Here is a 26694-nt window from a genome sequence, read left to right as displayed (position 1 = left end):
CCTAGTTAAGTCTAATTATAAAAGCATGCTTAATTTTTTATAATTAAGCATTAAAAATAGAAACACCCATCGTACTAAGTGGTGCATTGCGCGTGTCACTTAATAAGATGGGTGCTTTAGTTTAGGTAATCCTAAACCACATCTGCTTTATAAGGCCTTTTTGATAAACTAACAAACGAGATATTTTTAGCGTGAAGATGAAAATTATTGATGCAGGTCGGATAAGTGACGAAGCCACGCCATCCGACACATAATTTATGGGAACGGTAAGTGTTTATAACCTTGGCTTGGCTCTTTCGGGTGGTGAAATATTATTGTGATGCGGCTTGATTGTCGGATGGCGCTTCGCTTATCCGACCTACGTTTAAATATTCCATATGTATGAAATTACACAATAAAACATTGCTGTAGGTCGGATAAATGGCAAAGCCATGCCATCCGACACATAATTTATGGGAACGGTAAGAGTTTATAACCTTGGCTTGGCTCTTTCGGGTGATAATATATTATTGTGATGCGGCTTGATTGTCGGATGGCGCTTCGCTTATCCGACCTACGTTTAAATATTCCATATGTAAGAAATTACACAATAAAACATTGCTGTAGGTCGGATAAATGGCGAAGCCATGCCATCCGACACATAGTTTATGGTTTTTCACCACACCAATTATTCGTGTAAACACCTTGCTTAACTGCTCTGTGAAAACTTGAATAAGGCCAATCAGCAACCCTACTAACTAAGTCATGTTTCATTGGGTTAAAATGCACGTAGTTAACATGATGCCAATAATCATTATCATCCCTAATTGTATGCTCCCAAAAGCGGCGTTGCCAAATTCCCCGCTCATTTTTACGTTTTCTTGTTTGAGTTAAAAACTCTGTTTTTGGGAGTGATTTTGAAAATCGCTTTTTAATTTCACGCCAACGTCCAGAGTAATCACAATCGTTATCTGGCAAAGTTAAAACCGCATGAAGGTGATCGGGTAGCACAACCCATGCGTCAATGTAAAATGGTCTTCGTAGTTTAACAAAGCGAATAGCCTCGCGTAATAAATCAATATGTTCAACTAATAACGACTTATTACGATCGAGCAAATTAACAGTAAAAAATATGACCCTCCTTTTACATAATTCCTACGATATTGCATTTTATTCTCACTATATTATTTAAAGCGCATCAAATAAATAAAGCGTAAATTAAGAATATATACAATATTAATGTAGGTCGGATAAATGGCGAAGCCATGCCATCCGACAATAAAATGAGGGGGAATAAATAAGTTTTGTGGTACTTAAAAATGGGCTTTGCTTACAACCAATATTTTATAAAATTTCTATAATGTCATAATCGTGCTTAACATCGGCAATGGTTAAACTTATGCCATCATCGAGTTGCTTATTTAATAACAGCTTACCTAGGGGTGCGCCGGGGGTTACAACGGCAATCGTTAAACCTTTAACCTCTACGGTTAATCCGCCTGCGCTTGGGCCTAAATAAAACCATTTTTGCTGCTCATTTGTACCCTCTAGGCACACTAGCGAGCCAATGGCTATTTTACTACTGGCTGGCTGATTAAATATGGGCTTAAATAACTCCATGCTTTTATAACAATCGTTTACGCGCTGCGCTTGGCCTTGGGCTAAATAGGCGGCCTCTAACCCTAGGGTATCGTATTTGTTTTCTGCTATGTTTTCTTCGTGTGTGGCGGTGTCGTGCGCTGTTTTAGCGGCCACTTTTGCGGTGGTAAGCTGCGCCTCTAGGGCAAACTTAAGGTGTTCAATAACGTGGGCTTTGTTCATGAGGTTTACACACATACAGTAAAAATATTGCGAGCAGTTTAACATTGCTACGGGGGCTAAACACAATAGTTTGGCCCCTAAGCTTTGTTTATTTGTATGCTTTGAGCCTTTATGGCATATCCATGAGCGCTTGGCTTTGGCTATCTATTTTCACTTCGTAGTTTTTAGCACTTAACCCCATTAGCTCGGGCAAGGTGGCGGCAATGCAAACAGATGAAAACGTACCCACAACAATGCCACTAAATAACGCAATAGCAAAGCCTTGCAGCGGTGTTCCAGCTAATAGCCACACACTTGCTACTGTGGCTAAAGTGGTACCTGAGGTAATTAAGGTACGCGTTAGGGTGCTTTTAATCGCACTATTTATAATGCTGGATACGCTAATACTGGCATTTAATTTAACTCTTAATAGCTCACGCACCCTGTCGCCAACAATTATAGAGTCATTAAGTGAGTAGCCTATAATTGCTAATAAACTGGCTAATACGGTTAAGTTAAATTCAAGCTGTAATAGCGAAAACAAACCCAGCACCAATATTAAGTCGTGTGTTAAAGCAACTACCGAGCCAAGGGCTAAACGCCATTCAAACCTTATCGCTAAATACAGCATTACTGCAACCATAGCTGCTAGAAGTGCCAAACAGCCTTGTTCAAATAGCTCATCGCCCACTTGCGAGCCAATATAGGCCGATGACAATATCGTGGCATTTATGTCGGTGCTTTGTGTTACCGCACTTTGCCAATCGTTGCTGCTATTACTCGCAGATTGATTAATAGCTGGCGCTTCTCTTAATTGAAAATGGTTATTCCCTTGCGCTGTTAGCTCAAACTCACCGTTGTGATTTTTAGCTATAAAAGTTTTAAGCTGCTTTAGCTCAATACTTTGGCTAGTCGTAAATTCTGTTAAGTAACCACCGGTAAAATCTAGGCCAAAGTTAAGCCCTTTTTGCGCCAAGGTTACTACCGATAGCAATACTAATACTGTACTTAAAACCAAGCCCATAAAACGCATACGTGTACCGGTTTCGCCTTTTAAAAAATAATTAAGCATCTGTACTTACTCCGCTTTTTTTACCCAATTTTAAATACAAACTTTGGCTCAACACTTTCGATACATACACGCCTGTAAACATACTGGTTACTAAACCCAGCGCCAAAGTAATTGCAAAGCCTTTCACTGGCCCATAACCTATACCGTATAAAATAAGTGCAGTGATCATAGTGGTAATATTGGCATCAAAAATAGTGCTAAATGCTTGCTTATACCCTTGCTCAATAGCTTGATAAGGCGCGCGGCCTTTACGGCGCTCTTCTTTTATACGTTCGAATATAATGACGTTGGTATCTACTGCCATACCTATGGTTAGCACCAATCCGGCAATACCGGGAAGCGTAAGCACTACCCCAGGCAATAACGACATTAAACCCACTAAAGAGGTTAAATTTAAAATAAGTGCTACGTTGGCAATTAACCCTAAACGTCTGTACCACATAGCCATAAATGCCAAAGTAATACCCATACCTAACATTAGGGCGGCTAAGCCGTTACTTATATTCTCGCTGCCTAAGCTTGGCCCTATGGTTTGTTCGTGCACTATAGTAACCGGCGCACTTAACGAGCCTGCACGTAACAATAACGCTAAGTCGGCCGCGGCTTGTGGGCTTTGCATATTGGTTATGCTAAAACGCGAACTTAAGTGCTGAGCAATATTGGCTACATTAATAACCTCACTCTTTTTAACTACCTCTCCTTTAGCATTTTGCGAATACTCTGAGTAAACCGTCGCCATAGGTTTACCTATATTAGCTTTAGAAAATGCCGACATAGCATCGCCGCCTTGGCTATCAAGGCTTAACTGCACTAGCGGTTTGCTCCAATCGTCGCGCCCAGCATGAGCGTTATTAATATGCTCACCGGTAAAAATTGGCACAGGGTCGAGTTTTATAGTACCGCCCGTCTGTAAATTAAAGGTTTGCCCACCCACAGCTTTTAATTGATAAAACCCCAGGGATGCCGTTGCGCCAATAATGCGTTTCGCCTCGGTAGGATCTTGCACTCCAGGTAGTTCAATACGAATGCGCTGCTTACCTTGGCGTTGTGTTACCGCTTCGGTTATGCCCAGCTCTTCAATTCGCGAACGTAGAGTTGTGAGGGTTTGGCTCATAACTTCTTTGTTAAACGCGCTTCGCCCTTGCTCTGAGTAACTAAATTGCGCCGTTTTAACTGTGCCATTATTATTTGTTACTACTGCTAAGTTAGCAAAGCGGCTTTGCAGCTCTTTAATAACAGGGGTTAATTTATCACCAGCATTAGGTAGAGCATTTATTACAAACCCAGTTTGAGTTTGCAGCGCTTTTACTCCATGTGCCTTTTGCTTAATTATGATTGATTTAGCTTGCTGATACGCACTCACTAATTGCTCATCAATAGCTTTGTCTAAATCTACATCGAGTACAAATAGCACCCCACCGTTTAAATCTAGACCTAACTTTATTGGCGAAAGTCCAAAGCTTTGTAACCAGCTTGGACTGGTAGCGCGCTCAACAATTTTGGTCTGAGTATTTGCATATTGCGCTTTTATAGCCGCTTGTGCCTGGGCACTTTTTGTTGGCTCGTTAAGCAGCACATTTATTGTTGCTTGCGACTCATACGCTTGCGCCACATTTAAGCCTTGCTCATTTAAAAATGTAACTAAGGTATTAGTGCTCGGGGGTGTTTGTATTTTGCTGTGTGGGGCTGCACTAATATACAACCATGACTGGTTTGGATATAAATTAGGTAACGCACTCATTGCCAGTAGCAGTAATACCACCAACATAGCAAAGGTGCTTAATTTAAATTTAGCCATAAACGGCTTTTTATTATTTTTAAAACTCAACATTGTTATTCCTTACTATCAGCAACCAGCTGATAAGCGCTTTTAAAAAGCACAATTAATCTGCAAGCTAAAACTTTAAAAGTTAAAACCTATTAATTATTAAATAAGGAAATTAAGCGTGATGGGTGTTGGTAGCGCTGTAAAGTAAGTTAGCTTCTTTCCAGCCACTAATACGAGACTTTTTACTATTAGAAACAACTGTATACCAAGGTAGTGCCGTGCTTATAGCTTTAGGTTGTAAATAAAACTGCCTTGCTAGCGTATGAATAAAAAATTCATAAATAACGTCGTATTCAGGCTCTGTTTGCGCACTAAATAAAAACAACGATGAATTACTGGCAGTTAGCCTAGGTTGCAGTGCATCAAACGCTGTTTTATTAGGCTTAGTTTGTTGTTTAGCATGCAATACTTTAACTAATATGGAGGGGTGACTTATATCTAATGAAACATTACCTAATGAAGTAGCATCTAATGAAGTAGTATCTAATGAAGTAGTATCTAGTGAGAAAGGAGCTGCTGAAAAAGCAGCAGATATTAAAGTAGAATTTGCAGTGTTTAAACCATGTTTAACTGGCGCGGCTTCGCTACATGCACTAAAAAGTGCAGTAATAAGCAAAAATGCAGTTAAAAACAAACGAAATTTAAACATCAATTTTCAAACTTTAATTAAGGATTACTAGTATATAAGGGCAGCTATTTAAAATACAATAGTCTAATTAAGTATTTAGTTTGATGAAAAATTAAATCCACAGCAATTTATACCCATTATAAAAACCGAGATCATTCATGCGCTCTAAACAAAGCTCAGTAAAACGCCCCGACGCAATGAACCTGCGCCAAAGTATAAAAACACTTTGGCCTTATATCACACAATTTAAAGGGCGAGTTTTTATTGCAGCTATGGCGTTGGTAGGCGCTAAAGGTGCTACTTTACTTATGCCGTGGGCACTAAAAGAAATTATTGATAGCGTTGATAAATCTATTCACCCAGTGCTTTTTATTCCTACCCTACTGCTTATTATGTACGGTGCACTGCGCTTTGCCAGCGTATTTTTAGGTGAAATACGCGATGCGGTTTTTTCGCGAGTTACCGAACACGCCATGCGCGACATAGGCCTAAAAGTGTTTAAGCATTTGCATTCGCTTGAACTGGCTTTTCATTTAGATCGACAAACCGGTGGCATAAGTCGCGATATAGAGCGTGGCACCAGCGGTTTGAGCTTTTTAATGCGATTTTTAATGTTTAACATTGTGCCTACTCTATTTGAAATTCTTACCGTTGCATTAATTTTTGGCACTTTGTTTTCTATCTGGTTTGCGCTTATAACCCTACTTGCAGTTGCCATATATATTACCTTTACAGTAACCGTAACCCAGTGGCGCAATCGCTTTATTCGCGAAGCTAACACCGCCGACAACTTAAGTAATACCCGCGCTATCGACAGCTTACTAAACTACGAAACAGTAAAATACTTTAACAATGAAGAGTTTGAAGCCAGCACCTACGACACCTTTTTAGCACGCTGGGAAAAAGCCCGATTAAAAAACCGCATGTCGTTATTGGCACTAAACTCTGGGCAAGCGTTAATTATAGCCAGCGCCATTACCGCACTTATGTGGTTAGGCTCAAGCGAAGTAGTAACCGGTACACTTAGCATTGGTGAACTCGTAATGATAAACGCGTATATGATCCAACTGTTTTTACCGCTTAACTTTTTAGGCTTTGTATATCGCGAAATAAGACGCGCCCTTACCGACCTTGAAAACATGCTTGGGCTGCTCAACAAAAAACCACGCATTGCCGACACTCCTACATCACAACTACTAACACTCTCTAAAGGTGAGGTTAGCTTTAACAATGTAAGTTTTAGTTACGATGCTAACCGCCCTATTCTTAACAATGTTAGTTTTAGCGTAAAACCCGGCACTAAGGTAGCAATAGTCGGTGCAAGTGGCGCAGGAAAAAGCTCATTAGCTAGGCTCTTGTATCGTTTTTATGAAGTGTCATCAGGTAGTATCACTATAGATAAGCAACCTATAAACACCGTAACTTTGCACAGTTTACGCCAAGCTATAGCCATAGTGCCGCAAGATACCGTGCTATTTAATACTTCAATACGCGAAAACATTGCTTATGGCAGGCCAACAGCAAGCGAGGCCGAAATAGATCAAGCCATTGCTATGGCGCATTTAACAGCGTTTATAAACAGCCTTGATAAAGGCGATAAAACCTTAGTAGGCGAGCGCGGTTTAAAAGTGTCGGGCGGCGAAAAACAACGCATAGCCATTGCCCGCGCAATCTTAAAAAAATCGCCTATTTTAATTTTTGACGAAGCCACCTCAGCCCTCGACTCCCATGCCGAGCAAGCTATTTTAACGGCTATGCGCGCTGTCACACAAAACCATACCAGCATAGTGATTGCCCATCGCTTATCAACCATAATAGATGCCGATAATATTTTAGTATTGCATAAAGGCGAGCTTCTTGAGCAAGGCACACATTCTGAGTTACTAGCCCTTAACGGCCAATATGCGCAAATGTGGCAATTGCAGCAAGAACAAGCAAAAAACACATAAATACCATTAATATTGCTCGTATAAAGGCTTTATTTGCTATTTTATCGACCTCTAGGGTGATTCACCTCAAAAGGTTTGTTTAGCAGCCTCTTATAAATAACAATTACTAAAATAACCTGAACCCAGGTTAAGATAATATTTACAATAATAAAAAATATTAATTAAACAGAGTGAAAGCTCAGGGGAACACAATGAAAAAGAGTTTAATTGCAGCTGCATTAGCTGCCACATTTATTACTGGCTGTTCAGAGCCACAAACATCAAAAACGCAAGTACAACCAGCACCTACTGCACCAATAGTCGCAACAACAGAAAAAGCAGAGTTGGGTAGTTTTGGTGTTGATTTAGCTGCACGTAACGAAGCGGTTAAACCAGGCGACGATTTTTTTATGTACGCCAGTGGCACTTGGTATGACAATTACAGCATGCCTGCTGATAAAACCCGCTATGGCGCATTTTCGGCATTGGCCGAGCGCAGCGAAGACCGCGTTAAATTAATTATTGAAGAAATTGCCGCGCGTAAAGACTTAAATGCCGATGAAAAACTAGTAGCCGACTTTTACAACGCCTACATGGACACCAAAGCACTTAATAAGCTAGGCATAACACCAATTAAGCCGCTTTTAACGCAAATAAGTGAAATATCATCAACCGACGACTTAGCCAAAATGTTTGGTCAGTCTTGGTTAACCGGTGTTAAAGCCCCGCTTGGTGGTGGCATGTGGTTTAACCGCTTAGATCCTAATAAATACGAAATGTCGTTAGGTGCTGGCGGTTTAGGCTTACCCGATCGTTCATACTACCTTGAAGACTCAGAACGTTTTGTTAATACGCGTAGCGCCTATGTGGCTCATATTGCCGACATGCTTAAATTTGCCGATGCAGATAACGCCAATGAGCGCGCACAGGCAATTTTAGCGCTAGAAACCAAAATTGCACAAGGCCATTGGCCACGCGAAAAGCGCCGTAACCGCGACCTTACATTAAATCAAATTAAACGCGACGAGCTAAGCACTGCCTACCCTGACTTTAACTGGGATGCATATTTTGCTCAAACAGGCTACAAAGTACCGCAGTTAAATGTATCGCAACCCGAGCCAATAAAAGCCATGATTGAATTAATCAATCAAGAAGACTTAGCGGTATGGAAAGATTATTTAACCTACCACGCAATAAGTGGTAACGCTAACTTACTATCTGAAGATATTTTTAATACTAATTTTGCATTTTTTGGTAAAGAGTTAAATGGTCAGCAAGAGCCGCGTCCACGTTGGAAGCGTGCTATAGATGAAATGTCGAGCACCAATTCACTTGGTTTTGCTATTGGTAAAATATACGTAGCACGTTATTTTCCTGAGTCGTCAAAACAACAAATGTCTGAACTGGTCGAAAACTTGCGTACCGCATTAGGTGAGCGTATTGATAACCTAGAGTGGATGGGCGCAGAAACCAAAGTAAATGCGCGCGCTAAACTAGCTGCATTTGTACCAAAAATTGGTTACCCAGATGTATGGCAGTCGTACGAAGGTTTAACTATTAGTAATAACGACTTAATCGGCAACGTAAAAAACATGCGTGAGTTTTTTCAAGCCGAAAGCGTTGCAAAAGAGCTGCAAAAAACAGATCGTAACCGTTGGGGTATGACACCACAGCGCGTTAACGCTTACTACAACAGTTCATTTAACGAAATTGTATTTCCAGCGGCAATTTTACAACCACCATTTTTCGATCCAAATGCCGACGCAGCAGTAAACTACGGCGGCATTGGCGCAGTAATTGGCCACGAAATGGGCCATGGTTTTGACGACCAAGGTTCTAAATCAGACGAAAATGGGATCCAACGTAACTGGTGGACTGATGCCGATCGCGCCGCATTTGACGCAAAAGCCGACCAGTTAGCAGCGCAGTACAATAAGTATGAGCCAATTGAAGGTAACTTTGTTAACGGGCGTAATAGCCTAGGTGAAAATATTGGTGATGTGGGTGGTTTAGCCATGGCTTATCATGCCTACAAACTGAGCTTAAACGGTAAAGAAGCACCGGTTATTGACGGTGTTACTGGCGATCAGCGTTTCTTTCTTGCTTGGGCACAAGTATGGAAAGAAAAACGCACCGAGCAAAGCATGTTAAATCAGCTACGCGGTGGCACGCATGCGCCGGGTCGCTTTAGAGCACAAGCCCCGCGTAACCACGACGCATGGTACAAAGCATTTGATGTAAAACCAGGCGATGAATTGTATCTTCCTGAGGATCAACGCGTACGCATTTGGTAATAGAGCGCTAAATTGCAATTAAATATAACCCGCCATTGCGGGTTATATTTTTTCTGCTCAGTGTTTTTATAGCCTTTAGCATAAAACTCAACCCATCCTGTTTTTATCTGCATTAATCTATTTAATAGTTACTAGCCCTCCCCCACATTTACCTTTAAACTATGCCCCTGAAAATTATTTTAATACTTATATTTAAAGGCGAAACGCAGATGGGAAGAGCTTACCAAAACAAAAAAGATTCAATGGCTAAAACTGCGGGTGCTAAAACTAAAGTTTATTCTAAGTACGGTAAAGAAATTTATATTTGTGCTAAAAATGGCGGTACCGATCCAGACGGTAACTTATCGCTACGTCGTTTAATTGAGCGCGCTAAAAAAGACCAAGTACCGGCGCATGTTATTGACCGCGCAATAGACAAAGCAAAAGGCGGCGGCGGTGAAGACTACGTAGCCACACGTTACGAAGGTTACGGCCCGGGTAACTGTATGATTATTGTTGATTGTTTAACCGACAACAATAAACGTACCTTTGCTGATGTACGTGTTTGCTTTACTAAAGCTAACGCTAAAATTGGTGCACAAAACTCGGTTTCGCATTTATTTGATCACCTTGCAATTTTTGTATTTGACGGTGATGACGACGAAACAGTACTTGAAGCACTAATGATGGCTGATGTAGATGTAACCGACGTAGAAGTTGAAAACGGCAAGGTAACTGTATTTGCACCACATACTGAGTACAACAATACTCGCACAGCACTTGAAGAAATGGGCGTTACTGAATTTGACGAAGATTTAATTTCGTTTGTACCCCAAATAGCAGCGCCTATTGAAGGCGAAGATGTTGAGGTTATGGAGCGCTTTTTAGCTATGCTAGAAGATTGCGACGACGTACAAAACGTTTACCACAACGCAGAGTTTTAAGCGTTAATAATAAAACGTGTTTAAAGGCCAACTTAGTTTGGCCTTTTTGTTTTTGTAAAATGGATTAGTTAATTTTGAATACCCTTGAACAACTACGCAGCGGTGCTTTAAGCGGTGCTCGCCACTTACAATTGGTGGAAAACCTCACTGATTTCCCAAAAGAAATTTTTACCCTTGCCGACACCCTAGAAGTACTCGACCTATCTAATAATAACCTGAGTGATTTACCCGCAGAGTTTGCCAGTTTAACCCGCCTTAAACGGGTGTTTTTATCGTTTAATCAGTTTAAGCATATTCCTGCTGTTTTAGCGCAATGCCCAGCACTTGTTATGATCGCGTTTAAAGGCAATCAAATTAGTGAGTTTGCCCAGCATAGCCTGCCGCTTACAACACAGTGGTTAATATTAACCGACAACCGTATTGAGCAATTACCCGCATCATTCGGCGAGCTTAAACAGCTGCGCAAACTTGCTTTAGCGGGTAACCGGTTACGCACTTTGCCAAGCAGTATGCAGCAGTGTACAAACTTAGAATTAGTGCGCTTATCTGCCAATAACTTAACGCACCTAGATAACTGGTTATTTGAATTACCAAAGCTTACTTGGCTGGCCTTTGCTGGTAACACCTTTAATAAAGCGCAGTGCCTAACAAAAAGCAGTTTAGAGAATAAGCCACTGAGTGATTACACATTACAGCAGGTTATTGGCCAAGGTGCATCTGGGGTTATTCACCTTGCAAAAGCAGCAAATAAAGCGGTAGCTATTAAGCTGTTTAAAGGCGCAATAACCAGCGATGGTTATCCACTTGATGAAGTTAATTGCTGCTTGCAGGCAAATGAACATGCCAATTTAATTAAGGTACTTGCCTATATAGAGCAAGGCAGCCAACTTGGTTTAGTAATGGAGCTAATAGATAATAGCTTTAGCAATTTAGGATTACCGCCAAGTTTACAAACGTGTACTCGCGACACCTTCGCAGATGGCTGTAATTATAGTAGCCAAGCTATTTATAAAATTGTGCAACAAATGGCCAGTACCCTACAACATTTGCATGCAAATAAAGTAAGCCATGGCGATGTATATGCGCATAACACTATGGTAAACCAAGACGCAGATGTACTATTTGGCGATTTTGGTGCAGCAACTAATTTAGCTATGTTGAGTGAGTATCAGCGCCAGCAAATGCAATTAATTGAAGTACGCGCGCTAGGTTGTTTAATTGATGATTTACTAAGTGTTTGCAGCGACAATAATGCAATAGCAGTTAAGCTTGCGCAACTAGCTAAGCAATGCATGACAACTGATATTATACAGCGCCCCACACTTTCGCAGTTAAGCACACAGCTAACTACACAGTTATAAAACGTCGTAAATTTATAAATGGCACAAAAAAACCACGCAATGCGTGGTTTTTAACGTTATTTATATAACCTTAAACTCTAAAATTATAAAAACTTACCTAACGCTTTAACTTGATCTAACATGCGGTTTGAAAAACCCCATTCGTTATCGTACCAAGCCATAACTTTAACCAATTTACCATTCGCTCTGGTTTGTGTTGAATCAAACACACAAGACGCTGGGTTATGGTTAAAATCAATAGAAACAAGCGGCAGCTCATTATATTGTAAAATGTCTTTCATTGAGCCCGTTGACGCTTCTTTCATAATTGCATTAATTTCTTCAATGCTGGTATCGCGCTTCGCAATAAACGTAAAATCAACCAAAGAAACGTTAATTGTAGGCACACGTACCGACATACCATCTAACTTGCCTGCAAGTTCAGGTAGCACTAAACCAACAGCTGCAGCTGCGCCAGTTTTAGTTGGGATCATCGACTGCGTTGCACTACGTGCACGGTATAGATCAGGATGATATACATCTGATAAGTTTTGATCGTTGGTATATGCATGAATAGTGGTCATGCTGCCTTGATCAATGCCTACCGTGTCGTTAATTGCTTTAGCAATCGGTGCTAAACAGTTAGTAGTACACGAAGCGTTTGAAATAATTTGGCTTTGTGCATTAAGTACTTCGCTGTTAACGCCATGCACTACGGTTGCATCCATATCTTTACCCGGTGCCGAAACAATTACTTTTTTAGCGCCAGCAGTAATGTGCTTAGCAGCAGCTTCGCGGCTAGTAAACAAACCAGTACATTCTAAAACAATATCAACATTTAACGCTTTCCATGGCAAATTTGCCGGGTCGCGCTCTTGCGTTAAAGTAATAACATCGTCGCCAATTAGCATAGTGTTATCGGCTAGCGTTACTTTATGAGCAAATTGTCCGTGTACTGAGTCAAATTGCGTAAGATGAGCATTAACATTAGCTGGGGCTAAATCGTTAATTGCAACAATTTTAATCTCATTATTTTGTGCCGACTCGTAAAGTGCACGCAATACATTGCGACCTATACGGCCATAGCCATTAATTGCTACGTTAATCATTTTTGACTCCTATTTACTTCACAAGCTTGTCGAGCAAGCGCTTCAATAGCTTGCCAGTCTTTATTTTCAATTAGTTGTTTATCTAACATCCAGGTACCACCCACACAAATAACATTATTTAGTGCTAAGTAGTTAGGTGCAGTAGCGAGCGTTATGCCGCCCGTTGGGCAAAAAGTAATATCGGGTAATGGCCCACCGATTGATTTAAGCATGGCGGTTCCGCCTGCGGCTTCTGCCGGAAAAAACTTTAAATACTTAAAACCGTGCGACGCTAGTTTCATAACTTCGCTTGGCGTAGCAGCGCCTGGTAAAAACGGGATATCGCTCGTTTTTATCAGTTCAAGTAGCTCGTCACTAACCCCTGGGCTTACCATAAAGTCAGCGCCTGCAGCTACCGAAGCGTCAAAGCTGGCTTTATCAACTACCGTACCTGTGCCTACATAGGCCTCAGGTACAGCTGCTTTCATTAGTTTTACCGCTTCTGCCGCAATGGGCGTGCGCAAAGTAATTTCCAGCGCTTTTAAGCCACCGTTATATAAGGCTCTAGCAAGTGGCGCTGCATCTTCTAATTTTTCGATTACCACTACTGGCACAACTGGCGCCGATGCTAATATTTTTTCAATACTCATTACGTGTTCCTCATTACCCACAATGGCTGATTATTCTTCAATTCCGAAAGCACTCGCACCTAAATCGGCGCTGCTTACGATATTTCTAAATCCGGTAAATAACTCTCGGCCTGTGCCAAAGGTTAAGCTTGGTAGGCTTAATTGCAGTTCACGTTTAGCAAGCTCTTCATCGCTAACATGTACTTTTAATATGCCGTTTGGTGCATCTAAAGTAACTAAATCACCTTCATGAATTTTAGCAATTATGCCGCCTTCAACTGCTTCTGGCGCTAAGTGAATCGCCGCAGGTACTTTACCCGATGCGCCCGACATACGACCGTCAGTTACAATAGCTACTTTAAAGCCTTGATCTTGTAGCGTTGCCATTACAGGTGTTAATTTATGTAGCTCTGGCATACCTTTAGCTTTAGGGCCTTGCTCTTTTAGCACTGCAATAAAGTCTTGGTTTAATTCGCCGCGGCTATAAGCATCTTGTAACTCACCTTGCGAGCTAAATACTTTAGCTGGGGCGGTAACTACTTGATGTTCAATTGCTACTGCCGATACTTTAATAACCGCTTTGCCTAAGTTACCCGTAAGCAGTTGTAAACCACCTTGCTTACTAAACGGATTACTCACTGGGCGAAGTACATCTTCATCGTGTGAGTTATCAGGGCAAGCTACCCATTTAATTTTGCTTGGGCCGGTTGCATCACTCATTATTAAGCTGTTGTCTTGATCAAGACGCGGCTCGGTCATATAGGGTGCTAAACCATCGCCTAGCATAGTTTTAACGTCGGTATGTAAGTAGCCTGCACTGGCAAGTTCACGCATTAAAAAGCCCATACCACCGGCTGCTTGAAAATGATTTACATCAGCAGAGCCATTAGGGTAAATACGCGTTAATAGTGGAACCTCAGCTGATAAATCAGACATATCTTTCCACGTTATTTGAATACCTGCCGCTTTGGCAATAGCCACAATGTGAATGGCGTGGTTAGTAGAGCCACCGGTAGATAGCAAACCAACCAAACCATTTACTATGGTTTTTTCGCTGATCACATCCGCTAAACACGGGCTGTCTTTATCGTCGGTTAATTGCTTAAGCATGGTTTCTACCGCATTACCGGTTAAACCATCGCGAAGCTCTGTGTATGGGTTAATAAACGAGCTACCAGGAAGGTGTAAGCCCATTATTTCCATTAACATTTGATTTGAGTTAGCAGTACCGTAAAAAGTACAGGTACCAGCACTGTGGTAAGACGCGCTTTCGGCTTCTAGCAAGTCTTCGCGGCTTACTAAGCCTTGCGCAAACTTTTGACGAATACGGGCTTTTTCTTTATTTGGAATGCCTGATTGCATTGGTCCTGCCGGTAAAAAGAACACCGGTAAATGGCCAAACGACAGTGCACCAATTAATAACCCTGGGACTATTTTGTCGCATACGCCTAAACAAAAAACGCCATCAAACACATCGTGCGATAACGATATTGCCGTAGACATAGCAATTACATCGCGTGAAAAAAGTGACAATTCCATGCCGTCACGCCCTTGCGTAACGCCATCACACATTGCTGGTACGCCGCCTGCCACTTGAGCTGTAGCGTCGTATTTAGTAGCAATGCTTTTAATTAAATCTGGGTAATCTTTATAAGGCACATGTGCCGAAAGCATATCGTTATATGAGTTGATAATTGCAAGGTTTGGTTGCTCATCGGCTTTTAAACGCGCTTTGTCATCGGTGCTACACGCAGCCATAACGTGGGCAATATTACCGCAGCCTAATCCAGCACGAACTCTTGTTTGTTTTTTTGCGTGCGAAATGCGATCTAAATAAGCTTGGCGGGTTGCTTTACTGCGCGTAATGATACGTTCGGTGACTTCTTGAATTCGTGGATGCAACATAATTAAACTCAGCTCTATTCGTTAGAGGATAAAGGCTCAGTGGCAATTAAAGACTCCACGTAATTAATTGCACTGAGCATCTTTGGCTTACCCGTTCAAAGGTACCTTATCAGAGGGCCTCTCACAACCTCTCTGACACCGGTGTCACTGTATTAACGCACGACCATGACACCGGTGTCAACCCTGTCTAATAAAAATAGTCACTTTTTTTAACATAGCCAACTATTTTTTATAAATAGTCATTTAATAATGTTGTATAGCATCGTTATATTTAACGACAGCCAACAAAAAGCCCGAATATGCTTTGTGCACATTCGGGCTACTGTAAATATTCGTTTTAAGTTGAGTTTATTTAACCTGCGCCGTCGACTCGCGAGTAATTAAACGCGCCTCTAGGGTCACCTGATACGCAACCTCTTGTGGCTGAATAATATGAGCAATAAGCTGAGTAACCGCCTGTTTGGTCATTTCTTCAACTGGCTGCGCTATGGTAGTTAACCCAGGCCAAATATGGCGTGCTATAGGGGCGTTATCAAAGCCAGCAATTGAAATATCATCGGGCACACGTAAACTGCGTTGAGTTGCTAATTTAAGTACGGCGGCTGCCATGTAATCGTTTGAAGCAAATACTGCGGTTGGCCGTGGCGATAAATCTAAAATACTACGGGCACTGTCTACCCCTGAATGATAACTAAAGTTACCCTCTTCTACTAAACGCTCTTCAAATTCAATACCATGGCTTGCTAACGCCCGTCGGTAACCTTTAAAACGCTGCTCAGTGGCACTGTGATCGGGATGACCTTTAATAAAAGCAATTGATTTATGGCCCAGTGTAATTAAATGCTCGGTTATTTCAAATGCCCCTTGCTCGTCATTGCTGCGCACCGAAATCGAATCATCTTCAAGTACTGCAGAGGCAACGCGTGCATAAGGTATTTTTTTCGATTTTAAAAAATCAACTAGTTCAGCAAAGTCCGAAAAAGGCGGCGTTAATACAATGCCATCTAAGCGTGATGACTGCAGTAACTGATCAATATTATTGATTAGTGCTTCACCGCGCAGCTCACAAGGATGAATTAATAAATTGTAATTGTTTTCTTGGCAGGCAGCCAATGCGCCTGTTTGCACGCGGGTAATATAACTTTTACTTGGATTATCGTAAATACAACCAATAATAAAACTGCGATTTTGAGCAAGACCACGGGCAATAGGATTAGGCGTATAATCAAGCTCTTTAAATACTTTAAGTACCTTTTCGCGGGTAGCTGCACTTACATTTGGCTCGTTATTTAACACCCGAGAGACTGTTTTTTTAGAAACCCCCGCATAACTCGCTACACTATTTATGGTGACTTTTTTCATCTATTTACTTCCAAATACCAGCAGCATTATTCCTGCTTACTATTATGCAAACACGCCGCAGCGCCAATCAAAGGTATATTATCTTGGGTTACTAGCGTAACAGGAACTTGCCCGTTATATTGCGACATAATACCTTTTTGTGAAAAACGTTCAACAAAACGACTCTCTAACAAGCGCGATTGCATGCGTGGCAATATACCACCGCCAATAAATAAACCGCCCAACGCACCATAAGCTAATGCTAAATCGCCTGCGGCACTGCCAAGCCAGTCACAAAACTGGTTTAGAGTTGCATCGCAAACCTCACACTCGCCGGTATTGGCTAAATTACTAATTTGCGCGGCATCTAAATGCTTAGCAGTAATACCTTTAACCGCCGCCATCGCTTTATATAAATGGGCAATACCCGGGCCTGAAAAAACAGTTTCTAAAGACACATGCGGATGTTCTTTGCGTAATTCTATAAGTAACTTTGCATCTAAATCGGTAACGGCAGCCAGCGATATATGCCCGCCTTCAGAGCTAAGCACCGCACTAGACTGCGCTGTTCTAACTAGGCAAGCTGCACCAAATCCTGTGCCTGGGCCCATAACTGCAATGTTTGAGTTTTCATCGGCTTGCCCTGCTTTAATAACCACATTTTGGTTACTATCTAAATAAGGGGCAGCGTAGGCAAATGCAGCAAAGTCGTTAATAACTTCAAGCTGCAAAAAAGAAAAAGCCTGTTTAAACTCACTAACGCTAAAATGCCAACCTAAATTAGTAAGATGCACCTGCCCTGCTTTTATAGGGCCTGCCACCGCCAAACACGCGCGCACCGGTTTAATGTGAGGCACAGTTGATAAATAATGGCGTGTTGCATTTTGTAACGAGCCAAAGTCGGCACTAGGAAAGGTATGATTATATTCTATAACAAATTCGTTTTTTGCTGCATCAAAGGCAGTAATTAGTGCAAACCGCGCATTGGTACCACCAATATCGGCAACTAAAATAGGATCAAATTGGGCAGAAGAGTGTAAGCTCATAGTGTTATCTCTTTTGTATAATACTAATCTTATTAAAAACAATGAACATTTTAACTAATTAAATAACTTACTCACTGCGTTAAAACAATTCATATAAAACAACTCTATATGATTACTTTCGCCTTGTGATTAAACCATTTTTTTGGCGCTATTTTTTTGCGTTTTAATAGTCCACTCTTTAATGCGATTAGTATAAGCGATTCATGCTTATTATTTTACAACGGGTAACCCATTGTTCTTTTTATTACTTTAGGCTATCACCCCAAAGCAGCTATCACAGTAAAAAAATGCTGCCTATAAAAATATAGGCAGCCAATACGTTTTGACAACAAAATGATAAAACGCCCTCATTATGACACCGGTGTCATGGGTAGATCAACTAAAAAAGTGCTTAATTGATAAATTAGCTTGAAATAAATCATTAATAAACGAGAATGGCTGCATTATTCTCTTTGTTATTTAAGTAGTGCTCATGAAAGGTAAAGCAACGTCATTTGATATAGCCCATTATGCTGGAGTGTCGCAATCAACTGTATCTCGTGCTTTACGTAACAGCCCCTTGGTAAACGAAGAGACCCGTAAGCGCGTTTTCGATATAGCTAAAAAACTCAACTATAAAGTAGACAAAAACGCCAGCAATTTACGCACCCAACAAAGTAGCACCTTAGCGCTATTATTGTTTGAAGATCCAACCTCTGATGAATCACAAATTAACCCGTTTTTTTTAGCCATGCTAGGCAGTATTACCCGCGCTTGTGCTAAAGAAGGTTACGATTTACTGGTGTCGTTTCAATCGGCCAGTGCCGATTGGCAAGCCGACTACGAAGATAGCCACCGCGCCGATGGTATTATTTTACTCGGTTATGGTGATTACTTAGATTATCAACCTAAATTTAACACCCTGCTTGAGCAAAACACCAAGTTTGTTTGCTGGGGGGCAACGGTCGACAATCGCCCCGATCTAACGGTGTGCTGCGACAATTATGGTGGCGGAAAACTAGCTGCAGCGCATTTAATTGCGCGCAACAGAACCGACTGCGCGTTTATAGGCGACGCATCGGATCATAGCCCTGAGTTTTTTGCCCGTTTTCAAGGTTTTAAAGATGAACTAAGCGCTAATAACGTAACCTTAAACGAACGTAAAACAGCAAATGCAATATCGACTGAAGAGTCGGGGTATCATGCCACTCGCTCACTAATAGCCAATAACATAAAATTTAATGCACTCTTTGCAGCCAGCGATTTAATAGCCATTGGTGCAATACGCGCACTCAAAGAAGCCGGTATTAGCGTACCAAAAGATGTTGCCGTAATAGGTTTCGATAACATCGCCATTGCCAGCTATACCAACCCACCTTTAACCACGGTAGAACAAAACACCACAGTAGCCGGACAAATGTTGGTAGAAAATCTATTAAAACTAATTCGAGGCGAAGCAGTACAAAGCACCCTACTCCCTCCAATATTAATTGCCCGAGGCTCAAGTTAACAGCCTGCATTACCTTGCTTTTAAATACTACCCAACAATATAAAGTGGCTCTAGGGCAATAACGGCTTAAAATTCAAAGTAACTTATTTTATTGTTTGCGGCCTATTGTCCTTCATCTTTTACATCTACCCCAAAGGTTCACCCCAATTTAACAGCCTATTTACGCATGAGTTTCGTATTAGTTTTTCTTATCTGAAGTAAGCGTTTTTAGCGTGATTTCTCACTCGTTATTTTGCTATTTTATCTATACAATCACGCCTTTATTATAAGTGTAAATTTCAAGTGACTATCTCATGCTATTAAGTATTGTTTTTATTATTGGTATTACAGCAGAAGCCATGACCGGAGCGCTAAGCGCTGGCCGAATGAAAATGGACTGGTTTGGCGTTAGCTTGGTAGCCAGTGCCACCGCCATAGGTGGTGGTAGCGTTCGAGATATTTTACTTGGTAACTACCCACTTACGTGGGTGCAACATCCAGAATATTTATTAATTACCTGTATGGCCGGCATTATCACCACTTGGTTGGCTAAATGGGTAGTTAAGTTTAAAGGCATATTTATGCGCCTAGATGCCCTTGGCCTAGCTGCTTTTAGTATTATTGGCTGCCAAGTTGGGCTAAATATGGGTTTACACTATGGTATTTGCGTAGTTGCAGCCATAGTTACTGGCGTATTTGGTGGTTTGTTACGTGATTTAATATGTCGTCAAGCGCCATTGGTATTACACCACGAGCTGTATGCCAGTGTTTCACTTATTGTGGCGTGTTTATACCTAGCACTGCATCACTATAATATTGATGACAATATAAGTATTATTGTTAGCTTAGTTACAGGGTACTTAATACGTATGGCATCGGTACGCTTTAAATGGCGCTTACCTGTTTTTAGTTTATTAGAACCCGCTAAGTAACTAATATTGCATGTTATTATGTGAAAGCCAGCTTAATAATGGCACCACTATAAAGTAAGGTGATTAGCAGCCCAATTGCTAAAGTAACTTTAGCTTTCATTGTTTGCTTTGGCTTTTGCGTAAATACAAAAACAGTTCTATACAGCGTACTAGGCACTATAAGCAACATGCTAAGTAACGTAGGAAATACCCCCATAATAAAACCAAAACCGAATCCTGAATTTTCTACTTGAGAATATAAAGCTACAAACCCAAACCAGGCGATAGCTATTAAAAAGAAAACAGCTCCGAGTGAAATATAAGAAAGTGCCATTATTAAAAATCCCTTTTCACATAACGAGCCTGTAGATAAACTCGTTTTTTATTTATTTTTATTGATAAACAAACCATAGCCGAGTTCCTATTTTGGTTCAATTTATTACGTTATTTTATGCAGAATATAAAGTGAGAGCTTGGTATTATTTTAATTGGTTGTTTTAATTGGCTTTTTTAAAGTGCCCTCCTCATTTTCATGAGGCTAGCTGTTGAGAGAACTGGCTTTTTATTAGTTATCTGTTTTGGGCTAAAGCGTATTATGAGCAACAAAAAGCCAAGGGCAAGCCACATAAAAGCATTATTAAATCGCTGGCATTTAAATGGATAAGGATTGTATTTAGGTGTTGGAAAACGAATACACCCTACGATGAATCGACGTATTTAGCAGCATTAAAACGCAGAGGCTCACCACTAGTAAAATTTGCAATTAATAGCTAAATTTCACTAGTCGTCCACCTCAGGGCGTGTTGTTAGGTATACTTTAACTGCACTATTTTTTTAAGGCGCCTTTTAATCAATCTTTGTTCACAATAAAGTCCAATAAAACCGCCAACACCAAAAGAAACAATAACTAGCATCCAATATAAAGGACTGGTAAATGATTGAATACCAGAGATATAAAGATATAGGTTAAACGGGAGAATAAAGAGCAAACCTCCTAAGACTTTAATAAACTCTCTAAGAAGTTCAGTATCAGATTTCGCTTCATCAACATATGAGATAATAATTTCATTTGGGGTATCTTTCAGTTTAGGAAATACCTTTTGTAACCAATTTAAATAATTCAATTATGCACCCTTGTTTGCTTGTATACAAAACGCCGCCAGCATGCGCGGCTTTGTAGTGAAGGCGAAGCCGCAGCGGAAAAGACGTCGCCGTGACTGGCCTTGTTATAAACCACCTTACTCACTTACTGCCGCCGATGCTGAACCAACATCTTTTTTAAACAGCAGTATGAATAGATAAATTACGCTAAAGATTGGAATAAGTGACAAAACAGCACCGAGTAAACCCGCAGCCGCTGGCTTTTGCATTTTACGACGGGCTACGTAATAGCATAGTGCGCCCATGATCAGCGCGAAAATGATTACAAATTGGCCGTACAAAGTAGCATTGATATTCAAATGAACTCTCCTTGTGGTTTATAACGCCCTGTTAACAGGCAAAAAATAGTTGGTTAAAATTAGCGACGAAGGAGCAAAACCAACTGTTTTTTGTCCTTGTTAAACAGCTTGTTAGCACTCGGTATACACTAAATGTTAAACATCCTTTTATATCTTTTCTGAAGAGCTAGCTCACCACCTTCCATGATTTCACAAACATTTTTCCTTACATCTACTTCCTGTAATGCCCCAGAAGCAAGTGAGTTAATTTGTCCTCTATCCTCTAATGCAACCACATATTCAGAATCACCATTTACAACAATATTTGGATTGTGCGTTACAACTATTATCTGCCTATCTGCTTTGTTTTCATGTAGCTTTGATACTATTAGACTGGTGATTAATCCATTATCAAGATCATCTTCAGGTTGATCTAAGAGAAGTGGCTCTGTTCCATATGATAGTAAAAAGGAGAGTATTGCAGAAGCTTTCTGTCCTGCTGAACCTTGAGATACATCTTTAAAGCGATTCCCGTCATTGAACTTTATTGTTAGCTTATCTTCAGGAAACCATGTATTCATAGCATCAAAGTTTTGGGGCTGAAGTTGTGACATGAAATCAATAAATCTTTTACCTAACTTTGTACTTAAAATTTCGCCTGAATTAAAGTTAAAAATACCTTGTTTAAAACTATGAATTTGGTTTAACCATTGTTCTAGGTTATTTGGATCTGTAGCTTTAGTAATAGTTGATAGCTCTTTATTGAGATTAAATAGAAAACCACATTCTCGATCTAAGTCAAATATCTCAGCTGAAAATGCACTATCCGTCCTTCCTAAAATTTTCCTGAATGATGCATCTAAATCTTCTGAGTCAGAGAAAGGTGTAATCTCAACTTGAATTGAAGAGTTGCCAGATAAATATTGTTCTAGGAAAGCAAGGCGATTTACCGTCAACCTTTTTCTACATTCTATTATTTCTTGATATGATTCATTTATCGAAGTAGTTAGTTCAACAACTTGATTGTCGATGAGTTCCATACTTTTTAACGATTTATTGATTGTTTCTCTATCGCCTATTAATTTTGAATAATCTGCGGGACTGGTAACACCTTGACTTTGCAAGCTTTCAATTAGCTTATTATATTTTTCGTCAGCAGCTATGTGTGCCTGATTAAATTCAGAACGACAGTACCATTCTTTAAAGTTAGCAAGTTCAGAATCAATAGCTGTTATTGCGTTAGCAATATTTTCTTTGAAATTTGAAGCAGCTTGAATCAAGTTACTAATTTTTGTGGCAACTTCTTGCTCACTCCCTACTAAGTTATTAAATATACTTGCATCAGCTGTCGGTATTTCAACAGTATTAATGATTGTCTCGACCTGAGTTTTTAAGTTAACAACATCGGTTTCATATTGAGCGACCCTTGTTCTTTTAGCTCTAAAATCCTGATAGCTGTTAAGAATATCAGCATGACCTGACTGTTCAATTGTTTTAATTTTTTGCTCTACATCAGATAACTGCCCCAGAAGTACATTTTTATTAGATAATCTGGATTGAAGTTCTCTTCTTTGGCTACACAATGTTTGAAAGTGCGTGTATTTATCTTCCCACTCCATTTTCCATTGTTGAAACCCTACAGTTGAAGATTCATCTATCAAGCGCAAAAGGGTATTCGGATTTTTTGCTAAGTTAAATATTTGCTTTTGACTAAATATTTTTATTGGAAATCTTGAGTGCGCCTCACCATCTTCAGGTAGCCACTCACCACCCTCCGAACGAAAAATTGATACACGGTTACTTTCTTTAGTCCATTTCAAAAGGTAATGAACATCATCTCTAGTATAAACACAGCTTATTTTAGTGTTAGGTAGCATTACTCCATCAGCATCTCTTGATACTGCTACTTTAATAAAGCTTTCGAAGGAGCGGCGAATTTCATTTTGAGGGTTTAAATCCTCTAAATCTCTACTTCTATCCATGCCTAACCTGATAAATTCAAGAACTGAAGACTTACCACTTCCTCTGCCTCCAATAATAGAATTAAGCCAAGGGTTAAACTCAATAACTAACGGTGATGAACGGCCTGCGTACTTTGCAGATTCAATAGTTACTGATCGCAATAGTGTATTTGAAGCTCTGTTAGGATCAGATATTTCACTATCTGAACGGATTAGTGAAGAAGAACCATCAACTAGTGCTAGCTTAAGACCATCAATCGAAGGAGATGACATTTTCACCCATGTAAATGCTCTACCAATGTCATTAGGGTGATGAGCATCAGATCCGATTACAGATGGTAATTCGATATTTAAATTTGTATATCGTGATAGTGGTGTTGCTGCTACTTCCCTGTCAGGGAAAACTATCTCAACGGCATTAGCGTGGGTGCATACTTGCTTGACTGTATGAGAAGAAGGTTGTTGGCAAAGTCCTGCTTTCATATCTATATGGGCAGGGATTGCTACACCCCCTGCGGATTGTATTTCTTTTATTATATTTTCAGCACTCTCTTCTGCAACTGAGTCACTATCACCTTTAGTGCCACGAAACTTTGAAGCACCAACAACAGCATTAATATCTGCAGAAGTAGCACTTGGATCAAAAATAGCTAATACGTGAATGTTTGAGCTTGCTGTAATCTCTACACCAGGAAAGACATATATTGAATGATTTTCAGCTCTTAAACTTTCTGCTGCATCTTTAAGGCCGTCAACCCAATCACCAGTGTTATGATCTGTGATTGCAACGCATTCAATTCCCTTGGCTATATAGTCCAATAACCAGTCTCTAGGAGATTTAGAAGTTTTTAATGCGCTATCTGATTTTCCATAATCAAAAGAAGCTGGTGTGTGTGTATGAAAATCGAATTTCCACCATCGTGCTCCAACAAAATTCATTCTCTATCCTTGTGCTCAACTGAAACTAAAGAGTGCTAACAGCTTATTGAACACCACTATGGGGGTTTATAACTCCCCAAAACGGCGTATATTACATAGCTCAATAGTTGCACCAAATAACTCCAATGTAAACAAGTAATTACGTGTGTTATAAAATTGTCTTTGTTAAAATATCCCAAAACGACTTTTAATAATGTTATAGGGCAAAATGCAAGTAAGTGCTTATATGCACAGCTTTACTTTAATGTGATCTGATGTGTGACTTTGTGCAACTTCCCTTTAATCGTGTTTCTACAAAGGGTAACGGGGGGAGCTGTGCGTAGTAAAAAATAGAGGCTAACGCATGTTAACCCCTATAATAAGTATGCTATTTACAGTGTGTTATTTAGTAACAATAAACCGTAAGCGGCAAGTTGATCGCCATTGAGATCGTGCTGCCAACTGGCTGTTAAACCGTCGCGTGTAATACTGCTGATGCTTTGAGCTTTATCGGTTAGGTTAAGTACAAAAACACTTTTGCTGCCGTTTAACTCTCGCGTTATTTCTACTATGCCATTGTCGTGCTGCGTTAGCTGGTAACTGCCGTTAATAGTAAACTCTGGGCGCTGCTTTTTCATTGCGATTAAGTGCTGATATAAACGCCAAACAGAATTTGGTTGCGCTTGCTGCGCTGCAACACTACGATCGCCTGCTGCTAGTTGCTTAGCAAGAAACTCTGGCCACCAGTTTGCAAAATCATCACCAAATAATGCCGTTTCTTCAACCCAACTATTGTTACTTTGCGTAAAGCCCGCTTGATGACTATTGTCCCACTGCATAGGCGCACGTTTATAAACATCGTCACCGATGCGCTGCTGCGTTAAGCCTATTTCTTCACCGTAGTAAATATACGGCGTACCTGGCGAGCTAAATAACATGGCCGCAGCTAGTTTTGCTTTACCATCGTGCTCTTTAAGTTGATAAGCAACACGTTCTTGATCGTGATTAGTTAAAAACGGTGTAAAAAAGTGCAGTGGTGCTTGTGAGTCTTTACGTTGTTGTAGGTTTTCATCAAGGATGAGTGCATTTTTAGCTTTGTGCTGCTCATTAGATGGCATAGTACCAAAGAGCACATCTGTGTCGGTATCGGTTTTAAGTAAGCTCAAAATTTTATAGCCTACTTCAAAGTCAAAGCCTTGATCTAGCCCCTTACCTTCCCCATAGTACTTTGCGGCAATAGGAAGGTCGGCCCATGCTTCGCCTACTAGGTAAGCTTGTGGATTTACACTTTTTATATATTGATTAAAGTCTTGCCAATATTCTATCGTTTCTTGGGTGTCGGCTTGTGCATTTGCACCGCCTTCCATAGCAAAGCGTACTGCATCAAGCCTAAAACCTGCTACGCCTTTATCGAGCCAAAACTTTGCCATTTTTTTCATTTCATTAGCCACATCTGGGTGGCGTAAATTTAAATCGGGTTGGCTTGCACCAAATGCACCATAATAATATTGCTTACGCGTTTCACTCCAATGCCATACGGCTTCTGGCTTGTCGTTATCGCTCCAAGCATGCCCCCAGCCACTGCCCGCTTTAGGCATATCGTCACGCCATACAAAATAGTCGCTAAATGGCGCTTGTTGTTCTTCAGATTGTTGAAACCAGTCATGCTGACTAGATATATGATTGATCACTAAATCTAGTATAACTTTCATACCTTTGTCATCAGCGGCTTTTATAAACGCTTCAAACTCAGCCATGCTGCCATAGTCACTTTCAACTTTATAAAACTCTGTAAAGTCATAGCCATGATAAGAAGGCGCTTCGAAAATAGGCGTTAACCACAGTGCATTTACACCTAACTCTTCTAGGTATGGGAGTTTTGCGGTCATGCCATTAAAGTCGCCATGACCATCGTTATTGCTGTCGTAAAAGCTGCGCGGCCAAATTTGATAAAATATAGCACTTTGCCACCAATCTGCTGGCTGTTCTACTGCTTTAGTTTGCGCAGTAGTTACTGCGTTATTAGTGTTAGTATTTGTTGATGGCGCTGGCTTACAACCAGTTAATGTTAGTGCCAGTGCTAATGCACTCAAGGTAAAGGTTTTCATTTTATCCCCTTTGTTTTTGTTGTTTATGCTAATTGCTGTATACCATTCAATTAAAGTGCAACTGTAATATGTTGCGAATGGTTTTAGC

General features: G+C 40.5%; 20 protein-coding genes and 2 pseudogenes. 7 read left to right on the top strand and 15 right to left on the bottom strand.

Annotated elements, in window-relative coordinates:
- Positions 1–645: 645 nt before the first annotated feature.
- The 5 genes and pseudogenes from H5079_RS01880 to H5079_RS01860 all read right to left on the bottom strand — a co-directional run bounded on the left by H5079_RS01880 (position 646) and on the right by H5079_RS01860 (position 5328).
- Positions 646–1148, bottom strand: a pseudogene (locus H5079_RS01880) (REP-associated tyrosine transposase).
- A 175-nt stretch (positions 1149–1323) separates the two neighbouring features.
- Positions 1324–1800 carry a transcription elongation factor GreAB gene (locus H5079_RS01875; RefSeq protein ID WP_182683300.1) on the bottom strand — a complete coding sequence of 159 codons (477 nt, stop codon included), beginning with the start codon at positions 1798–1800 and terminating at the stop codon, positions 1324–1326.
- Between the two features lie 109 nt (positions 1801–1909).
- A complete protein-coding gene (gene secF / locus H5079_RS01870; RefSeq protein WP_182683299.1) occupies positions 1910–2851 on the bottom strand; it encodes a protein translocase subunit SecF in 942 nt (313 codons plus the stop codon).
- On the bottom strand, positions 2844–4682 hold the full coding sequence (gene secD, locus H5079_RS01865; protein ID WP_182683298.1) for a protein translocase subunit SecD: 1839 nt from the start codon (positions 4680–4682) through the stop codon (positions 2844–2846). Before secD ends, secF begins: the two co-directional genes overlap by 8 nt.
- A 109-nt stretch (positions 4683–4791) precedes the next feature.
- A complete protein-coding gene (locus tag H5079_RS01860; protein ID WP_182683297.1) occupies positions 4792–5328 on the bottom strand; it encodes a hypothetical protein in 537 nt (178 codons plus the stop codon).
- A gap of 137 nt (positions 5329–5465) precedes the next feature.
- On the opposite strand from H5079_RS01860, the gene H5079_RS01855 reads away from it, so the two are divergent.
- From H5079_RS01855 to H5079_RS01840, 4 genes are all read left to right on the top strand, one after another.
- Positions 5466–7256: an ABC transporter ATP-binding protein/permease gene (locus tag H5079_RS01855; RefSeq protein ID WP_182683296.1), complete on the top strand. Its 1791-nt coding sequence runs from the start codon at positions 5466–5468 to the stop codon at positions 7254–7256.
- Between the two features lie 191 nt (positions 7257–7447).
- A complete protein-coding gene (locus tag H5079_RS01850; protein WP_182683295.1) occupies positions 7448–9529 on the top strand; it encodes a M13 family metallopeptidase in 2082 nt (693 codons plus the stop codon).
- A gap of 209 nt (positions 9530–9738) precedes the next feature.
- The gene (locus tag H5079_RS01845; RefSeq protein ID WP_011328051.1) at positions 9739–10452 is read left to right on the top strand and encodes a YebC/PmpR family DNA-binding transcriptional regulator; all 714 of its coding nucleotides are present in this window, start codon (positions 9739–9741) and stop codon (positions 10450–10452) included.
- A gap of 74 nt (positions 10453–10526) precedes the next feature.
- Entirely contained in the window at positions 10527–11813 is a 1287-nt protein-coding gene (locus H5079_RS01840) for a leucine-rich repeat-containing protein kinase family protein (protein ID WP_182683294.1), read from the top strand.
- An 83-nt stretch (positions 11814–11896) separates the two neighbouring features.
- Here H5079_RS01840 and gap read toward each other — a convergent pair whose 3' ends face one another.
- The 5 genes from gap to glk form a co-directional block, all read right to left on the bottom strand.
- On the bottom strand, positions 11897–12901 hold the full coding sequence (gene gap / locus H5079_RS01835; RefSeq protein ID WP_179806610.1) for a type I glyceraldehyde-3-phosphate dehydrogenase: 1005 nt from the start codon (positions 12899–12901) through the stop codon (positions 11897–11899).
- Positions 12898–13530, bottom strand: a complete 633-nt coding sequence (eda, locus tag H5079_RS01830; protein WP_011328048.1) for a bifunctional 4-hydroxy-2-oxoglutarate aldolase/2-dehydro-3-deoxy-phosphogluconate aldolase — start codon at positions 13528–13530, stop codon at positions 12898–12900. Before eda ends, gap begins: the two co-directional genes overlap by 4 nt.
- 30 nt (positions 13531–13560) lie before the next feature.
- Positions 13561–15414 (bottom strand): phosphogluconate dehydratase, encoded by a 1854-nt coding sequence (edd, locus tag H5079_RS01825; protein WP_179806611.1) that lies wholly within the window; start codon positions 15412–15414, stop codon positions 13561–13563.
- 348 nt (positions 15415–15762) lie between these two features.
- Positions 15763–16776: a LacI family DNA-binding transcriptional regulator gene (locus tag H5079_RS01820; protein WP_011328046.1), complete on the bottom strand. Its 1014-nt coding sequence runs from the start codon at positions 16774–16776 to the stop codon at positions 15763–15765.
- Positions 16777–16802: 26 nt separating this feature from the next.
- Positions 16803–17801 (bottom strand): glucokinase, encoded by a 999-nt coding sequence (gene glk / locus H5079_RS01815; protein WP_011328045.1) that lies wholly within the window; start codon positions 17799–17801, stop codon positions 16803–16805.
- A gap of 472 nt (positions 17802–18273) precedes the next feature.
- Here glk and H5079_RS01810 point away from each other — a divergent pair, with 472 nt between their 5' ends.
- Together H5079_RS01810 and H5079_RS01805 are read left to right on the top strand one after the other, a co-directional pair.
- Positions 18274–19290, top strand: coding sequence for a LacI family DNA-binding transcriptional regulator (locus tag H5079_RS01810; RefSeq protein WP_179806613.1), 1017 nt, complete (start codon positions 18274–18276; stop codon positions 19288–19290).
- Positions 19291–19583: 293 nt separating this feature from the next.
- Positions 19584–20201 (top strand): trimeric intracellular cation channel family protein, encoded by a 618-nt coding sequence (locus H5079_RS01805; protein WP_041454410.1) that lies wholly within the window; start codon positions 19584–19586, stop codon positions 20199–20201.
- Between the two features lie 16 nt (positions 20202–20217).
- Here H5079_RS01805 and H5079_RS01800 read toward each other — a convergent pair whose 3' ends face one another.
- Positions 20218–20514: a hypothetical protein gene (locus H5079_RS01800; protein ID WP_182683293.1), complete on the bottom strand. Its 297-nt coding sequence runs from the start codon at positions 20512–20514 to the stop codon at positions 20218–20220.
- A 242-nt stretch (positions 20515–20756) separates the two neighbouring features.
- On the opposite strand from H5079_RS01800, the pseudogene H5079_RS18380 reads away from it, so the two are divergent.
- Positions 20757–20954, top strand: a pseudogene (locus H5079_RS18380) (IS110 family transposase); the annotation flags it as partial.
- Positions 20955–20986: 32 nt separating this feature from the next.
- On the opposite strand, the gene H5079_RS01795 reads toward H5079_RS18380, so the two are convergent.
- The 4 genes from H5079_RS01795 to H5079_RS01780 form a co-directional block, all read right to left on the bottom strand.
- Positions 20987–21304 carry a hypothetical protein gene (locus H5079_RS01795; RefSeq protein WP_011328041.1) on the bottom strand — a complete coding sequence of 106 codons (318 nt, stop codon included), beginning with the start codon at positions 21302–21304 and terminating at the stop codon, positions 20987–20989.
- A 114-nt stretch (positions 21305–21418) separates the two neighbouring features.
- Positions 21419–21640: a hypothetical protein gene (locus tag H5079_RS01790; RefSeq protein WP_089368207.1), complete on the bottom strand. Its 222-nt coding sequence runs from the start codon at positions 21638–21640 to the stop codon at positions 21419–21421.
- 128 nt (positions 21641–21768) lie between these two features.
- Positions 21769–24519: a TrlF family AAA-like ATPase gene (locus H5079_RS01785; RefSeq protein WP_182683292.1), complete on the bottom strand. Its 2751-nt coding sequence runs from the start codon at positions 24517–24519 to the stop codon at positions 21769–21771.
- Between the two features lie 371 nt (positions 24520–24890).
- Complete coding sequence (locus tag H5079_RS01780; RefSeq protein ID WP_182683291.1) at positions 24891–26606, bottom strand: alpha-amylase family glycosyl hydrolase; 1716 nt, start codon at positions 26604–26606, stop codon at positions 24891–24893.
- Positions 26607–26694: the final 88 nt, after the last annotated feature.

The organism is Pseudoalteromonas sp. SG44-5 (assembly GCF_014164175.1).
Classification (GTDB): domain Bacteria; phylum Pseudomonadota; class Gammaproteobacteria; order Enterobacterales; family Alteromonadaceae; genus Pseudoalteromonas; species Pseudoalteromonas nigrifaciens.
This window is presented reverse-complemented; position numbering and strand designations above follow the sequence as displayed.

Excerpts from the sequence above, each read along its gene's own strand:
- H5079_RS01875 (WP_182683300.1), bottom strand. The coding sequence starts at position 1,800 with ATGAACAAAGCCCACGTTATTGAACACCTTAAGTTTGCCCTAGAGGCG.
- secF (WP_182683299.1), bottom strand. The coding sequence starts at position 2,851 with ATGCTTAATTATTTTTTAAAAGGCGAAACCGGTACACGTATGCGTTTT.
- secD (WP_182683298.1), bottom strand. The coding sequence starts at position 4,682 with ATGTTGAGTTTTAAAAATAATAAAAAGCCGTTTATGGCTAAATTTAAA.
- H5079_RS01860 (WP_182683297.1), bottom strand. The coding sequence starts at position 5,328 with ATGTTTAAATTTCGTTTGTTTTTAACTGCATTTTTGCTTATTACTGCA.
- H5079_RS01855 (WP_182683296.1), top strand. The coding sequence starts at position 5,466 with ATGCGCTCTAAACAAAGCTCAGTAAAACGCCCCGACGCAATGAACCTG.
- H5079_RS01850 (WP_182683295.1), top strand. The coding sequence starts at position 7,448 with ATGAAAAAGAGTTTAATTGCAGCTGCATTAGCTGCCACATTTATTACT.
- H5079_RS01845 (WP_011328051.1), top strand. The coding sequence starts at position 9,739 with ATGGGAAGAGCTTACCAAAACAAAAAAGATTCAATGGCTAAAACTGCG.
- gap (WP_179806610.1), bottom strand. The coding sequence starts at position 12,901 with ATGATTAACGTAGCAATTAATGGCTATGGCCGTATAGGTCGCAATGTA.
- eda (WP_011328048.1), bottom strand. The coding sequence starts at position 13,530 with ATGAGTATTGAAAAAATATTAGCATCGGCGCCAGTTGTGCCAGTAGTG.
- edd (WP_179806611.1), bottom strand. The coding sequence starts at position 15,414 with ATGTTGCATCCACGAATTCAAGAAGTCACCGAACGTATCATTACGCGC.
- H5079_RS01820 (WP_011328046.1), bottom strand. The coding sequence starts at position 16,776 with ATGAAAAAAGTCACCATAAATAGTGTAGCGAGTTATGCGGGGGTTTCT.
- glk (WP_011328045.1), bottom strand. The coding sequence starts at position 17,801 with ATGAGCTTACACTCTTCTGCCCAATTTGATCCTATTTTAGTTGCCGAT.
- H5079_RS01810 (WP_179806613.1), top strand. The coding sequence starts at position 18,274 with ATGAAAGGTAAAGCAACGTCATTTGATATAGCCCATTATGCTGGAGTG.
- H5079_RS01805 (WP_041454410.1), top strand. The coding sequence starts at position 19,584 with ATGCTATTAAGTATTGTTTTTATTATTGGTATTACAGCAGAAGCCATG.
- H5079_RS01800 (WP_182683293.1), bottom strand. The coding sequence starts at position 20,514 with ATGGCACTTTCTTATATTTCACTCGGAGCTGTTTTCTTTTTAATAGCT.
- H5079_RS01785 (WP_182683292.1), bottom strand. The coding sequence starts at position 24,519 with ATGAATTTTGTTGGAGCACGATGGTGGAAATTCGATTTTCATACACAC.
- H5079_RS01780 (WP_182683291.1), bottom strand. The coding sequence starts at position 26,606 with ATGAAAACCTTTACCTTGAGTGCATTAGCACTGGCACTAACATTAACT.